The organism is Shewanella sp. GutCb (genome assembly GCF_002836135.1).
In the GTDB taxonomy this organism is placed as follows: domain Bacteria; phylum Pseudomonadota; class Gammaproteobacteria; order Enterobacterales; family Shewanellaceae; genus Shewanella.
Genome location: NZ_PJBL01000025.1, coordinates 241,964 through 257,198, shown reverse-complemented (window position 1 = coordinate 257,198; position 15,235 = coordinate 241,964). Strand labels below are relative to the sequence as shown.

Sequence of the window (15,235 nt, the reverse complement as noted above, 5' to 3'; positions counted from 1 at the left end):
CGATTGTTATCTTTTCTGTCGCTATCTGTATTTCTTTATGCGTGTGGGGGAGGCAGTGATGATAAGCCTGTAGTTCAGCCTCCAGTCGTTGTGCCTCCAGTCGTTGTGCCTCCAGTCGTTGTGCCTCCAGTCGAAAACAATGCACCTATTTTAAATTTAAGTACAACTACTTTCTCTCTAAATGAAAATAGCTCTATTAGCGCTCCCGTTAACGCTACCGATGAAGACGGTGATGCCTTAACATTTTCTGTTAGCTCAAGTTCAAGCAACGTTATTGGAAAAGTTCAAGATGGTGCTTTAATTATTACCACTTTGGATGTTGAAGCTGACGAGGTTGCAACACTAACTGTCAAGGTTACAGATGGTATTGATACTGCAAGTGGTTTTGCGGTCGTAACAGTCTTTCATGTTGAAGACGAGATTGATTATGTTGCTTACTCTGCTTCTTGGTTAAATGCTGACGCAGCCAACTTGTCAATTGCTCAAGGCGCTGTTGCAATTTATGATTTTGACGTTGAGCTAGGTTCTGTAGAAAAAGATGCACTTACTTACACTGTCGAACTTTCTGGCTCTGATGGCGCTGATATTCCTTCATTTAATGTTGACGCTGAAAACAATCAAGTTGTTATTGCTTCTACTTTTAATCACTTGGGTGATTATACTGGGGTCTTAACTGTTACCGATGGGACAACGACCGTTAAACTGAATTTCACTCTCGATGTTCGCTGGTCTTTCCGTTCGCCATTTATCACTAATCCACGTTCTGTATTTTTAACAGAGGGCGAAACTCAAACGTTTGATATTGTTTCAGCAAACAGCTCTGATCCTGATAGTGTTGTTATTGATGAAAACAGTCATTTTACAGTGTTAGAAGGTGATGCTTCTAAGATTTCTTTTTCTTATGACAATGCCAACAAGACTTATTCATTGACTGCTCTTGAGGGGTCTACTTTTGAAACTTTCAACGTTCTTATCTACACAACAAACTCATTTGAAGATTTAGCTGGAACAGTATTTATGGTCTATGTAAAAGGTGCTTCAACGGCTCAAGAGTTATCACTGGAAGAAGAACTTATTCTCGCTCAACGTTATGTAACTCAATCACAAGAGTTAGAGCGCTTAGGTGACTTCCTAATTGATGCTTTAGAAATGACGGGTACTATGTCTCAAGAAGACGCTATGGAAAATCGCCTATTACTTTCTGATTCTCGAACTTTTTCTGAAACAACATCTAAAGAAACTCTTGGCTGTATGCTTAGTGCTACTCAGACTGGATATGTTGTAAATGCTACCTATCTTTCAGGTTATTTAGATGGAGAGTACACTGCTCAAGAGGGCTTTATTTGTAATCTAGGCGAAACTGAAACGAAGTTTGCTGATGTTAATCATTATGCTAACGATGATAATTATGCTGCTGCTTTATACAATATTAATCATATTAAAGAAGTTCAAGAAAATGATTTTACTATTGTTAATGGTCAGACAACTATTACAATCATTGAAAACCTCACAAGACAACTAAAAGCAGCCGTTCCAACATTTGAACTTGGCAGAGTCGATTTAGACCCAATGCTATCTTTAGGTAATGGGCTATACAGTCGATTCATTGGCAATTCAGCTTATGGTTCTTATGATGAAAATAGTGTCTGGATTTGGAAGCCTGAGTATAAAGTTTTACAATTAGTAGTTGCTATGGCAAATAAAACGATTAGCTTTTAAAGCATTTTATCTCCTTATTATTAAGAGTATATTTCAAATGAAAATCTCACTTTTTTCTACACTAGCCATGGTTACTTCGATTTCTATTTCAGCTAATGCCAGTGATTTAATTGTCAATTGGAAAGATGGTGTTAATGTTCACAAAGTAGATGCAATTGCTGAAATTGCCGAACAAACTGGTTTAAATATTCAATTAATTAAACCGCTTCAAAGTACATTTGATTTAATTAAAGTTAGTGGGGATGGTGAGTTGGCTGTCACAACACTTTTAAACTCCGGTTCTTTTACTTATGTTGAACTTAGTGGTTCTATTACATTGCCAAACCCAACCCAAGAAGCAATCAACCCTTCTTTTTTAAAGAAAAAAGAACATGGTGATGCTGGCACTCTTTCTTTCGTTGTTGATAAGTTCAATGATCCTCTTTATCTTCAAGAAGAACATTTAGATGAACAAGAATCTGGGCGAATGGGGTTATCTAATATTTTAAAAGCTCGTGATTATGCCGTGGCACACAATAGTTTTGATGGTAAAGTGCGTGTAGCAGTTTTAGACACAGGTAAGTTTGAACATGAAGATATTAATTGGTCAGAGGATGAAGCATCTTTTCTTTACAACGATTATGCTAAATTGTGTTCAAAAATTGATAAAACCAATCAAGGCGGTGATCTTGTTTGTGCTGAAAGTGAGCTTCTAACGCAGGTTAACAATAATGATGCAACCGATAAGTTATGGAGTGATGAAGGTGATGGAGTATATCGTGTTGCTATCAACGGTCATGGATTAAAGGTTGCAAGTCAGATTGCAGCCATTGCTAATAACGGCGTTGGCATGGTTGGTATCGTTCCACACAATAGCGTAGAGATTATTCCAGTTAAGGTACTAGGTCATCGTGGTGCGGGTGGTATTTCTGGCATTGCTGACGGGATTTATTGGTCACTAGGTCTTTATGACAATGGCAGCTTGTCAGAGGGCGATTCTGGTTACGTTGCGCCTATTTCTGCTCCCGTTGATATTATTAATCTGAGCCTTGGTGGTAAATCAACTTTGAGTTGTGAAACTAATGGTTATATGAAGAGTGCCATTGAAAAAGCTTATGAAATGAATGTTAGCGTTGTAATTGCGGCGGGTAATGAAGCTACAGATACTACGTATGTAACTCCTGCTAACTGTGGCGGTGCATTTGTTGTAACATCTAATAGCTTAATTGGCGAATTGAGCGATTTTGGTAATTATGGTCAATTCGTTGATGTATCTGTTATTGGTGAACAAATTACAACCGCAGCAATGAGTACAGCCTTTTATGGTACAGATGCTAATTGTGGTGTATCTGATACCCATGATGATTGCTACACTTTTAGCACTGGCACATCAATGTCCACTCCTAATGCTGTCGGTATCTTAGCCCTTTTAAAGCTGGTTCACCCTGACTTATCAGCTAAAGAACGAGAGGCTATGGTGCTTAATACATCAAAGCGTTATGAGCTTAATAGCAGCAATCAAGCTACAAGAGCTTCAAAACTAGGTTATGGCGCAGGTGTAGCTAACGCCTATAATGCAATGTTTAGTGATGCTCTAAGTGTTGGTGACTCAACTATTAAACATCGTTATGAAAACTATGATTCTACTGTTGATGCTGCTTATGTCGCCACTATGTTAACTGTTATCCCTAATGCTTGTGGGTTTTATAATATCGAGTTTGGTACTATTCAACATGCTGTTGAGGGTATTAGTTACAAAGTAATGCAAACAAATAAAACAGGAAGTATTGATTTAGTTAATTTTGACAAAGTAATTACTACACAACTTCCTAAAGCACTTGTTGATATGACTGATTACTCTCGTTTAGCTATCCAATCTTGTAAGAATGGTGCTTGTGGTGAAATCGCTGAAATAGATTTAAGTCAGACTGAAGCCCCTAGTATATGTGGTGACTAATCGTTAAATATGTACTGGCTACCCCCTTTCTATTAGGGGGGGAGCTAGCAGGCCGACCGCATGAGTGTTCATTATTTAGTCGAGCTACATAATCCAGCGATTAAAACCTTTTCTAGATGTTGAGGCTTCATTAAACAATGCTTTTTTTTGGCAACGATACTGAGCTTTGTTTGTTCTTTTCTAAGCATGATAAGAGCCAAAACTAGATTTTCATCACCATTATGTTTATAGATCTGGCACGTATCTTCGTTCATGCTGACATCCAATACCCAGAGCATTGACTTAATACCCCAATGTTCTTGAGTAGCACTCAAAGCTTGCTCTGCTGATAACGCTTTCAAACTAATATAGTAACGATATTCAAGGCTTATTGACTTACCTTTCATTGCCCTAAAACTTTCAACCATAACGATGAATTTGAGTGCTTTCCAGCGTGAAAAATCACCTTCCAGTTTCCCTGAATTTAAAACATAGCACGTTCGATTTTCAATACGACCATGACTTTTTTCTATATTGAAATGGTCATTACATATGCCTGCTGAACGATGCTGTTTAAAAGCTTTATTTACCGCTTTAGTTAAGTTGCCTTGATTGTTTTTTACAGCAAGCAGGTAATCCCCCCGTTGTCGATAATCGTTTTAACAATATGAGTTTGACAGCCCTAGCATCGATGGTCACTAACGCTCCGCGTAAATCGAGCATTTTTAAAAGCGCTGAAATTGCCGTGGTTTTATTACTTTTTTGCTCTGCTTTTAATTGGCCGAGTACCCGTTTATTTTCTGAAGCATAGGCACTGTTCATATGGATAGTGCTGTTTCGGTCGTCTCGATTATATGTGCCGCGTAGCGTTTTCCATCAATCGCAATGACTTCTCCATTTGTCAGCTGGTAAAACGATTGCAACCAATCTGGAAACACGCGTTAAAACTTTCAGGATTAATCACTGAAATGGTTCTAGCTATTGTATCGTCAGTAGGGATCCCATAAGTAAACACTTTCTGCGTTTTGAACCAATGATGGTGACCTAGAATGTACTCTCGGATATCGAACCAACCATTTGAACTTGCAATCACCGCACACAGAGAACCGAACAGTATATCGAACAATGGATAGGTGATTTTTGCACTTTGGCGGTGGTCGTTAATCGCGCTAAAATGTTGTTTGAATGATTCGATATACCTAGTCTGACTCCTTAAAAAGAAGTATAAGATCATAAGCAGTTGATCAGGTCAATTTTTTACTAGAGTGACTCAAATAACATTCACGATCTTACCCTGGGGACAACACCCCCGATGGTTTTGCGATTGGCGCCTCTATAAACGGCCGCTTTTAGTCCCAGTGACATCCCACTAACATGACTAAGTTAGCGGGATGTCTTTTAAACCGGCGCGCTATTCACTCCTTACTTAGCATTTCGAATAACCTTCGCTGTAGCTCTGCCTGTTCTAGATAATGGTGTCAATCAAACATCAAGTCTTTAGCTATCTGGCAGACAAAATCACCACAATATGCGGCTGCACAACCAGCTTGCTCTGGCGTGCCAAACAAACTGTTTCGAACAAGACCACTACCAAACAGATCGAGTAATAACATAATCGTTATCGATTTACTGCGTGTTATCTCTTTTAGCAATCGAAAAAACCATTCCAAGACGGGTTTAACATTCTGTTAGACTAGAGCCAAATACTTATAAAAAATGAAATGTCATGCTTGGAACACTCAGAAAAATGCGCAGTCACCTTGATGAGAATCAGTTGGTGCAATATCAATTACCCGTCGGCGATGAGTTACTCGATTTAAATCCACTTATTGGCTCTGAACTTACGCTGACCCATACAGGGAAGATCCTCTGTTGTAACTGCGGCAAGAAAACGAAAAAGAGCTACTCGCAGGGCCATTGTTATGTGTGTATGCAAAAGCTCGCTAGCTGCGATATGTGCATCATGAAGCCAGAAACGTGTCACTTTGCGGCGGGAACTTGTCGCGAGCCATCTTGGGGAGAAGCTAACTGCTTTGTACCGCATTATGTCTACCTGTCTAACACTTCGGGCATTAAAGTGGGCATCACTCGCCATACCCAATTGCCAACACGATGGATAGATCAAGGCGCAACTCAAGGTCTACCGATCTTTAAAGTTGAGACCCGTTTCATCTCAGGTTTAGTCGAAATAGCCTTAGCGGAAATGATTGCAGATAAAACCAATTGGCGCACCATGTTAAAGGGCAATGCTGACAATTTAGATCTCAAGCAGCAAGCCGCGATCTTAATCCCACAAATCACTGAGCGTTTGGCTGAAATCACCGCTGAACATGGTGAATTTGCAGTGTCAAAACTTGATGAGCCCATCCAACAGATCCACTTTCCAGTGAACGAGTTTCCCACTAAGATTGCCTCACATAACTTTGATAAGAACCCTGAAGTGTCGGGTGTTTTAAAAGGTATTAAAGGTCAATATCTGATCTTTGATACTGGAGTGATCAATATTCGTAAGTTTGGTTCGTATGAAATCAGCGTAGCTTACTAAGTTAACTTGCTGAATCTTGGGGGCTTACATTCGCACTTACATGATCGGCACAACTAAAAACGCCCTGCAACTGCAGGGCGTTTTTATGGATTTGATCATCGATTAAGTCACTTGAGGCAATTAATTCACGCGACGTCACTCGTCTTTTGGTTAAGGCATGACCCTTTAAAGGCGAGCACATAGCCGCATTAGTCAGAGGCCGTATGAAAAGTTAATCTTATACTGTCGGGATCGGTTTTAGCATTCGCGATAATAGCTGCTCAAAGCGTTGCTCTCTCTCTTCGGGTTTGTTATCGAGTTCGGTAAAACCTTGCGCTAATACTCGCCAAATTGGCATAGGACTATACGGCGAAAAGAAAGCCACCAGTACCGAACCTTTTTCATATTTATCATCAACCCCATGGGTTGATAATCCTGGCACTAAACCCGCTCTTTTTAAGATCTCTTTATCATCCATTTCAGATTCAAGCGCTAAACCAAAGCCAACGATAATACTGGGTGTTTCATATTGAGTCGCAAGACGGTATCCCTTCGCTTGCAATGCTTGAGTTATGGCGTGGCGCATATGTGCAATCACGACTTGGTCATCAACTTTGTCGCTCGCGTGAACCGCAGACATCGTTGGGTGCCAACCGAATACTTTTGAAGAACTAGTAAGCAGAGATAGATCCCCGCTAGTGACCATAGTGGTCCGAGTGGTGGGGATATCCGTTGCTGCAGAAGTGCTGCAGCCCGATAACGCCATTAACCCCATCAACATAACTGCTACATAGTTTTTTATCATCATGTTTTAAAATCCATCTCTAAGATTACGTCACAGATTAACATTTGAAACATTAACCTAACCTGACCTAAAAACAATTGCACCCATTATCTGTTCTAGCTGTCTCTATCACGAAGCCAATAACAGCATTTCGCTGAAGAGACCGGGCTGCGATACTTTGTCGAACACAATAAAAAAACCGACTCATAGTGAGTCGGTTATTTTTTGGATCTAACCATGGAATATCAATAATGGGTTAAGTCACTATTTAATATCCACAACTAAGCTTGCACCGTCACTTGATGGTGCGCCATCTGCACTAATGTAGTACCAACCTTCAACAGGCGCTGTAATCGTAAGACTTTCTACGTTACCTTGGCTTTCAGACTTCACCTCATACGAGCTTGAATTCGCCCAAGATTGGCTATTTCCGTAAAGGTTTACATCGCCCGTACCATGGCCACTTGCCACACTAATCTCTTCTGTTCCCGAGGGGACATAGAAGTAATAGCTTGAGTGCCCATCGGCAATACAAATTGCTGCACCGTACTCCACACTGCCATAGCTATAGGGAGATTGAGTTGCACAAGCATCTGCAACAGCGACGGGGGTTATACCTACGTCGCCGTCAGTCAAACTAACGTTTAGGCTAACACCTTGATACTCTTCGCTGGCAACGAGGCTGATATAGACCCAACCACGGTTAGCAATTACATTTAGCTGTTCATTATTGCCCACTGTGTCAGCTTTTGCGGTGTAAGCCGATGGCTTTGCCCAAATGTTTTGGTTGAAGTAAACATCGACATCACCTTCACCACCAGCAGTCGAGATATAAAGCGCGGTATTGTCTTCTTCGATGTAGGTATAGAAGTAGTTAACACCATCGCCACTAACACACTCGATCTTATCTTTGGTTAAGTTTCCATCACTAATGGTTGCCACGCCGCAATGTTCAACGGGCTCAACAGGGCCGTCTGTGTCGGCATTATCACCAATACCGTCACCGTCGGAATCGGCCCACTCTGTGGGATCACTTGGGAACAGGTCACCATTGTCACCGACACCGTCACCATCGCTATCTATCGTTTCATTTGGATTTGATGGGAAAACATCAGCGTTATCACCAACACCATCGCCGTCAGTATCCGTGGTTTCGCTTGCATCAAATGGGAATGCATCTTGGCTGTCAATCACGCCATCACCATCTGAATCCACGGGGACTACAATACCGGTATCGATTGAATCGTCATTACTGTCTACAGACGCCAACCAAGTATTCCATTCACTGTTATAGTTTTGACCCACTGTATTGTCGATATAAGCCAACCAACCATCAGCATCACCGCCACGAGCAAGCACCAGCAGTGCATCTACGTCCGTTCTGTGATTTTCAAATAAGAAACGTACCGCTAAGTAGCCCCAGCTATAAACACGCTCCGAACCAGAGTCATAAGTATTAGACAAAATTTCACTTAAGCTGTAAGCCTGAGAGCGGCCTAAATCGATAGCACCGTCATTGCGATTTTGCTTAGAAATATATTCAGCTAATCCTTCAGACCACCAAACAGATTTACCCGTATTAATATCGAAGTAATTAAATGCACCATATTGATTAAATCGGCCATCGAGGTAGTGCACGTATTCATGGCGCAGATTCCACACTAGAATTTCATCTGTCCACGTTGCCTCGTGAGCAATAAATCGAGCTTGGTTACCGACTTCAGATGGCGTGCCTTCCAAGTACATACCACCGTTGTCAGTGCTAATACCAAAAATCACCCCCGCATACTGTGCATAATCATCATAGCTATCGAAAATGTTCACTTCTAAACTTTCATTTAAGTCATCGGCAACAGGCTGATAGCCCGTGGCTAACACATTATGAAATAGCGATTCTTCACTGCCCATTAGATCACAAGAGCTTTGCAGTTCGTCGTTTGAGAGCTGCTGCGCGCGAATATAAATCGTGTCACTACAACTGTAGTTGATTGGTAACGCTGTTTGTTCTAACTCTTTTTCCCAGCCACAAATACCAAACTGCTCACACTCACCAGGATTGTAATAATCGAGGTAACCCGCCCCATCGGCCCACTCAGCCGACATGCGCTCAAATTTGCTCATGTATAACTGCACGCCCTCGTTGAGGCGTGTTTTTAGACTCTCTGGCAAGTTCCAGTACTCTTGATATTCATAGAAGCGACCAAATTCATGAAATGCGTCGGTCGATTCATATTGATAAGCTGAACTGTAAATATACTCAGAGGTGGCGATGTTGAGTAGCCCATCAATCAACTCATCGTGATCCATGGTCTTCTTGTTGTATTCTTCTTCCCAGCTACCGTAATAAAGCGTAGTAAGTGCACTGGTCAGTGCTGCACGGTGACGGTTACTTGCCAAAAAGTCTGCATTAAACCTCTGCAAATAATCGGTAATAACAGGCACACTTTCTAAGATATGATCGGCACTTGCCCATGAAGTGAAAAACTCCGACAGCGTATCGCCAGCCGATTGGCTAAGGTCAAACAGATAGGGGTTCTTAGAATACTCAAGCAACGCACTGTAAATAGCATCAGCCGCTTGAGTGTCACTGTAAGTTAAGTCATCGTTATAGAACTCAATGTAAAATGCACCGCGTAAGAAGTAAAAAAGGTTACGCATTTCATCGCCGTTACGGCTGTCATAAGTCGCAGCCATACTGCTTACTTGATTAGCCACCGCTACCACATTTTCAGGTTGGTAAGCTGCAACGGATACGGCATCATTTCTTGAATAAAGCTCAGAGATACAAGAAAGTTCAGCTTGCCTAACAAAATCAAAAAGTGCTTGGCCACTTAAATCTGCAAATTCACTACTACAGGCATTATCTTCAGCTTCCGCTGTTGGACCAGATACACCCATCGGCCCTTCAATCTTTTTTGCTTGCTTACTCTTTGCAGGCATCTGTCGCTGACTTTTCTCAATGCCCTTTTTCTGACCGGGAATATTGGCCCCTTTTTCAAAACGGTTGTTGAGCTCTTTTCCATGCGCAGGCTTTGAAGCCTCTTTAGCAGTGGGGGCGATTTCTCCGTTCGCTAGCGCAGCACCAGGGAAAATGATGGCTGAGCAAGCTAATGCTAAAACGTGAATTTTAAACTTGCCTCGTTGAGCTTGAGGCTTAGATGATTCTATTGACATGTTTGACTCCAATTATTCGCGACTATGTCGTCAAACCACCTGATTCAGGGAAGTGATAAGCAGACTTTTATAGGGCATGACGTTGATATTGTTACTGCATTATTTTCATATTGTTAATCTTTTGTTAAAAAGATAATTAAGTTTATAATTTATACAGTATCCAAAATCAAGTGTAAAAAACGTACAAGAAGTGACAGATAGTCACATTTAACGATCTGCACTGAATGAACAGTCAAGAGTCAAAAAAATGACTGAGGTAGTGGGAGTTTGAGGATGGATAGTCAGCGCTTATAGCCCGTTATATTACGACAATGCTGGTATATTTATAGAACATCATACTTTCGTACTCAGGTTGTTAGTGTGCTTTTAGGCCACAAAAAAATCGTGAGTACCAACCAAAAGTAATAAGGAGTTTGCAATATTTATGAAAAATTAAAGTTGATGTTTTTTAGTGTTTTACCCTTGTAATGTTCCATTTCAATCAAGTGACTAAACTACATCGGTTAAATCTTCCCCAAGGTGCCAATAACCGATGTCAAAAAAATCACTCCTAAATATTCACTGCCAACATTCGCATAATAAATTAATGCTATCGACTTATTATGCAGTATTGGTTTTTTTGTATTTTATATATAACAAAAAGATATGGTTTAGTTGATTAATGGTAAACGACCTTAATCCACTCATAATGGTTTTGATCGGTGCACACGATCACGTTAGAATACGCGCCTTTCTATTCTGATTTTCGGACCTATGGAACTCATTTTAACGATTGCATTATTTGCATTCTCATCGGGAATAACACCTGGCCCAAACAATATTATGCTGATGTCATCTGGGGTTAACTTTGGTGTAAAGCGCAGCTTGCCGCATCTCTTCGGCATCTGCATTGGCTTTCCGGCAATGGTTTTAGCCATAGGCTTGGGCTTAAGTGCGGTATTTCAAAGTTACCCTATATTGCATGTCATTGTTAAATATGTGGGCATTAGCTACTTACTGTATTTAGCTTGGCTGATTGCCAATAGTAGTGCCAAGATGAACGGTAAGGTTACCGTCACCCCGCTCACTTTTATCCAAGCGGCGGCGTTTCAGTGGGTCAATCCTAAAGCATGGATAATGGGCATTGGCGCTATAGCCACCTTTACCACGATGCAACAAGCACTTGCGCCACAAGTTATCACCATTGTCAGTGTCTTTTTCTGTGTTGCCCTGCCCAGTGCGTTTGTCTGGCTAGGGTTTGGCGTGGCATTAAAACGCATACTAAAGAATCAAAGACAGCAAAAAATATTTAACGTCAGCATGGCGCTCTTGCTTGTGCTTTCAATCATCCCTATGATCGCGCCATAACCCGCTATAGGCAGTATGTAATGACCAACAATATCGACCCAGAGCTGCAACAAGTCGCCACGCAAACCGAAAATTGGGTTAAGCAAGTGATTATGAAGTTCAACATTTGCCCTTTTGCGCGTCGTGAAGTTGAACGCGCGAGCATTCGCTATGCGGTTATCGATGAGTCAAAGCTTGATCAAGTGCTACAGGCATTGATCCAAGAGTGTATTTATCTTGATGAGCATAAAGAGGTAGAAACCACGCTATTTATCTTACCGCGCGGGTTTGAGGGCTTTTATCCCTATCTAGATCTTGTCGATATCGCCACTGACCTATTATTTGAACAGGGATATGAAGGGCAATACCAATTAGCGAGTTTTCACCCAGATTACTGTTTTGACGGCGAAGCACAAGATGCAGCTGCAAACTACACTAATCGCTCACCCTATCCAACGTTACACATCATTCGCGAAGTCAGCATGGAGTTAGCGTTAGCCAATTACGATGACCCTGAAACGATACCCGAGCGCAATATAGCCTTTGCCGAGCGTAAGGGCAGCGAGTTTTTTGTACAATTGCTAGCACACTGCAAAAAAAGTTAACAACAATAGCCCTTACGGGGGTGGTTAAGGATTAGAAACCAGATGGCAACAAAGTACTATGTAGTGTGGGCGGGACGTGAAACCGGTATTTTCACTAGCTGGGATCACACCAAAAAACAGGTCGATAAATTCCCGCAAGCCAAATATAAGTCGTTTAAGACCCAAGCTGAAGCTGAAGCTGCATTTAAGCGCGTTCCCAGCTATGGCGGCGCGGCGCAAAAAAAATCGACCACGGTTAACACTGGCCCAAAAACTGAAAAAGCCAGTAAAGCAATCGACCTAAGCCAACATGACGTATCGATTTTTACTGATGGTGGCTGCGAGCCAAACCCAGGTAAAGCAGGTTCAGGCATTGCAATCTATCAAAGCGGTGAGCTAACAGAACTTTGGTATGGGCTATTCAACGCCAATGGCACCAATAACTCTGCCGAGCTTAATGCACTGCACCAAGCTCTGCTGTTAGCGGACAAAGCAATTAAAGCTGATAAATCGGTACAGATCTTAAGTGACTCTCAATACTCAATTAATTGCATTACTAATTGGGCATATGGTTGGAAAACCAAGGGCTGGAAACGCCAAAAGGCAGGCGATATCAAAAATCTCGATATCATTCAACAGGCTCATGAACTGTATGACAATCTTAAAGAACAGTTGTCAATTAAGCATGTATCCGCCCATGTGGGCATCGAAGGTAATGAATTAGCTGACCGTATGTCAATTTATGCAATTGATAAAAAAGACAGCAAATTTTGCCGTTATCAAGAGCCGATCGTGTTATCAAGCATCCTCAGTCTGCGCACTGGTTAGCCTATCACCATCCTACCTGAAGATTCGGGATTCAGTGGGAGTTTAATGGGCTTTAATCACAGGTTCATTGCTCCAGGCTGAACCTAAGCACCTACATCCATGTAGGCGAGGCATTGATTGCCACTAATGGTCGCTCCCTTAGTAAAATCAACAACACAGAGTAAAGCCCACTCTTAGTATAAAAAGAATACCTATCGCAGAAGGTGTTGTGCAAGCCCACTTCGTTGTTGCACTTACTTAAAAGGGAATAACCATTTCTACGTTAATGCGCCTAGAATTGAACTCGCACAACGCCTCTGAAACGAGCATCTTCAAGATAGGATGGGGATATATAGTTCGCGGTCAGTTTAAATCCAACTAAACTGACTGTTATTTACCTTTCTTTAATAGGTTTAATCTAGCTGCTATGCGACAATCGCGCCCATGAATATCTACCTGCTTTTACACAAGGCTCCTATTCGCGTTATCCGTATTGGAAGGCGTCGTATTTGGCTGCGTATAAAACTGGATATGCTGGTTGTTAAAGAAGCCTTATCTCAGGAAAAACAAGAAACCAAAGAGATGCTGGTGACTTACAAACGCTATACTCGTAAGCAAGCCAGTAAAGAAGAGTTAGTCGAGGCCAATAAGCAATTCGCCGACCTACTCAAGGGCCTAGGGTTAGGAGTATTTGCCGTTTTACCTTTTGCGCCAATTACCATTCCATTAGTGTTAAAACTGGGGAAAGTGGTTGGTGTTGATGTGTTACCTAGCTCGTTCAATAATATGTCGGAGCGAAAAGCGAATGCGCGCAGAACCTCAACCAAAAACCGCGTTAAAGCCCACAATACCCAATCTAAATAACCTCAGCCCAAGCCACCTCGGTTCGACTTAAGCAATCTAAAACAATCACTGTAAAATCATCTCTTTTCTTTCTAGAAAGTGACTAGCCTGATATTCTTGGGGCTATCTTTTAAACTCGTCACTATAAAGAGTCCCTACATGAGTAATATCATCGTTTCAGGTGTTTCAGGCATTCCCCTTTCCATTTTTAACAGCGAAACATTTTCACAGTGGCGCGAAAAGCAAGCTAAAAGCGTGATCAACTGGCTAACCACAACCCAGTTTTCAGGCAAAGGTGTATGCTTAATTCCCAATACTGAGGGTGAATTATCTGAGGTCATTTTTGTCAGTAACAATGACAACTCCTACTGGCTTTGTGGTGATTTAGTCGGCCAACTACCCGCGGGGCAATACCAATTAACCGCTGACGAGAAACAGATTAAAACCGCAGCCTTTAGTTGGGGCTTAGGGGCTTATCAGTTTAATCGTTATAAAAAGAGCGATAAGCAGTTTCCAAAGCTTGTGGTTCCAACACAAGCTCAAGCCGATGAAGCCAATAAATTCATCCGCTCGGTGTCATTGGTGCGTGATTTGGTCAATACGCCAGCAGCCGATATGATGCCACAAGATTTGGCTGAAACAATGTCAGCAATGGCCACCGAGTTTGGCGGCAAGATCAGCCAAATAGTGGGTGACGAACTACTTGAGCAAAACTACCCAACCATTCACATGGTCGGCCGCGCGAGCGAGAATGCCCCGCGTTTAATCGACCTCACTTGGGGTGACGAATCCGCGCCTAAAGTCACTCTTGTCGGTAAAGGTGTGTGTTTCGATTCAGGTGGACTCGATTTAAAACCTGGCGCAGGCATGCGCTTTATGAAAAAAGATATGGGCGGCGCCGCGCATGTTATCGGTTTAGCGCAGCTTATTATGGCTAACAACCTGCCTATTCGTTTACGTGTATTAGTCCCTGCCGTTGAAAACGCTGTTTCAGCGAATGCCTTTAGACCCGGTGACGTGATCACCACGCGCAAGGGTATTACCGTTGAGATTGATAATACTGATGCCGAAGGCCGCTTAGTCTTGTGTGATGCACTTGCAGAAGCCAATAACGACAAGCCTGAGCTAATGATAGATTTTGCCACCTTAACCGGCGCGATGCGCATTGCGTTAGGCACTGAGCTACCTGGGTTCTTTAGTAATGACGACCAAGTGGCTGCCGATATTACCGCCTCTGGTTTAAGTGTCGATGATCCTGTTTGGCGCATGCCTCTGCATAAACCTTACTTTGATCTCACCGGCAGTGATATTGCCGATTTAGCCAATTGTGGTAAAACGCCATTTGGCGGCGCAATCACCGCAGCGCTTTATCTAGAAGCCTTTGTTGATACAGACATTAGCTGGAGCCACTTCGATGTTATGGCGTGGAATAACCGTAAACTACCGGGTCGCCCAGTAGGCGGAGAAGCCTTTGGTATTCGAGCTGTATTTGATTACCTGCAAAATCGTTTCGCACCCGTTGATTGCAAGTAACGATTTGTAATAATACGATGCTTGTC

Annotated in this window: 10 protein-coding genes and 2 pseudogenes; 8 read left to right on the top strand and 4 right to left on the bottom strand. The window is 42.1% G+C overall.

Annotated features, from left to right (window positions below):
• Both CXF86_RS15410 and CXF86_RS15405 read left to right on the top strand, forming a co-directional pair.
• A pseudogene (locus CXF86_RS15410) lies at positions 1–1,719 on the top strand (hypothetical protein); the annotation flags it as partial.
• Positions 1,720–1,756: 37 nt separating this feature from the next.
• Entirely contained in the window at positions 1,757–3,655 is a 1,899-nt protein-coding gene (locus CXF86_RS15405; RefSeq protein ID WP_102039424.1) for a S8 family serine peptidase, read from the top strand.
• A 71-nt stretch (positions 3,656–3,726) separates the two neighbouring features.
• On the opposite strand, the pseudogene CXF86_RS15400 reads toward CXF86_RS15405, so the two are convergent.
• Together CXF86_RS15400 and CXF86_RS22780 are read right to left on the bottom strand one after the other, a co-directional pair.
• Positions 3,727–4,868: pseudogene (locus CXF86_RS15400) on the bottom strand (ISAs1 family transposase).
• Between the two features lie 244 nt (positions 4,869–5,112).
• On the bottom strand, positions 5,113–5,286 hold the full coding sequence (locus CXF86_RS22780; protein WP_180961082.1) for a hypothetical protein: 174 nt from the start codon (positions 5,284–5,286) through the stop codon (positions 5,113–5,115).
• 74 nt (positions 5,287–5,360) lie between these two features.
• Here CXF86_RS22780 and CXF86_RS15395 point away from each other — a divergent pair, with 74 nt between their 5' ends.
• The gene (locus tag CXF86_RS15395) at positions 5,361–6,179 is read left to right on the top strand and encodes a DUF2797 domain-containing protein (RefSeq protein WP_101092248.1); all 819 of its coding nucleotides are present in this window, start codon (positions 5,361–5,363) and stop codon (positions 6,177–6,179) included.
• Between the two features lie 217 nt (positions 6,180–6,396).
• On the opposite strand, the gene CXF86_RS15385 is transcribed toward CXF86_RS15395, so the two are convergent.
• Entirely contained in the window at positions 6,397–6,966 is a 570-nt protein-coding gene (locus tag CXF86_RS15385; protein ID WP_232775080.1) for a DUF4136 domain-containing protein, read from the bottom strand.
• Positions 6,967–7,206: 240 nt separating this feature from the next.
• Positions 7,207–10,116: a M9 family metallopeptidase gene (locus tag CXF86_RS15380; RefSeq protein ID WP_102039423.1), complete on the bottom strand. Its 2,910-nt coding sequence runs from the start codon at positions 10,114–10,116 to the stop codon at positions 7,207–7,209.
• Positions 10,117–10,869: 753 nt separating this feature from the next.
• Here CXF86_RS15380 and CXF86_RS15375 point away from each other — a divergent pair.
• The 5 genes from CXF86_RS15375 (at position 10,870) to CXF86_RS15355 (ending at position 15,209) form a co-directional block, all read left to right on the top strand.
• Positions 10,870–11,463, top strand: a complete 594-nt coding sequence (locus CXF86_RS15375; protein ID WP_102039422.1) for a LysE family translocator — start codon at positions 10,870–10,872, stop codon at positions 11,461–11,463.
• Between the two features lie 20 nt (positions 11,464–11,483).
• Complete coding sequence (locus CXF86_RS15370; RefSeq protein WP_101092252.1) at positions 11,484–12,047, top strand: DUF1415 domain-containing protein; 564 nt, start codon at positions 11,484–11,486, stop codon at positions 12,045–12,047.
• A 42-nt stretch (positions 12,048–12,089) separates the two neighbouring features.
• Positions 12,090–12,854: a ribonuclease H family protein gene (locus CXF86_RS15365; protein ID WP_102039421.1), complete on the top strand. Its 765-nt coding sequence runs from the start codon at positions 12,090–12,092 to the stop codon at positions 12,852–12,854.
• Between the two features lie 423 nt (positions 12,855–13,277).
• A complete protein-coding gene (locus CXF86_RS15360; protein ID WP_101092254.1) occupies positions 13,278–13,697 on the top strand; it encodes a hypothetical protein in 420 nt (139 codons plus the stop codon).
• Positions 13,698–13,835: 138 nt separating this feature from the next.
• Entirely contained in the window at positions 13,836–15,209 is a 1,374-nt protein-coding gene (locus CXF86_RS15355; protein WP_101092255.1) for a leucyl aminopeptidase family protein, read from the top strand.
• The last annotated feature ends 26 nt before the right edge of the window (positions 15,210–15,235 follow it).

Bases quoted from the DNA above. Each gene is read 5' to 3' on its own strand.
- CXF86_RS15395 (WP_101092248.1), top strand. From the start codon at position 5,361: ATGCTTGGAACACTCAGAAAAATGCGCAGTCACCTTGATGAGAATCAG.
- CXF86_RS15365 (WP_102039421.1), top strand. From the start codon at position 12,090: ATGGCAACAAAGTACTATGTAGTGTGGGCGGGACGTGAAACCGGTATT.
- CXF86_RS15375 (WP_102039422.1), top strand. From the start codon at position 10,870: ATGGAACTCATTTTAACGATTGCATTATTTGCATTCTCATCGGGAATA.
- CXF86_RS15405 (WP_102039424.1), top strand. From the start codon at position 1,757: ATGAAAATCTCACTTTTTTCTACACTAGCCATGGTTACTTCGATTTCT.
- CXF86_RS15360 (WP_101092254.1), top strand. From the start codon at position 13,278: ATGAATATCTACCTGCTTTTACACAAGGCTCCTATTCGCGTTATCCGT.
- CXF86_RS15380 (WP_102039423.1), bottom strand. From the start codon at position 10,116: ATGTCAATAGAATCATCTAAGCCTCAAGCTCAACGAGGCAAGTTTAAA.
- CXF86_RS15385 (WP_232775080.1), bottom strand. From the start codon at position 6,966: ATGATGATAAAAAACTATGTAGCAGTTATGTTGATGGGGTTAATGGCG.
- CXF86_RS15355 (WP_101092255.1), top strand. From the start codon at position 13,836: ATGAGTAATATCATCGTTTCAGGTGTTTCAGGCATTCCCCTTTCCATT.
- CXF86_RS15370 (WP_101092252.1), top strand. From the start codon at position 11,484: ATGACCAACAATATCGACCCAGAGCTGCAACAAGTCGCCACGCAAACC.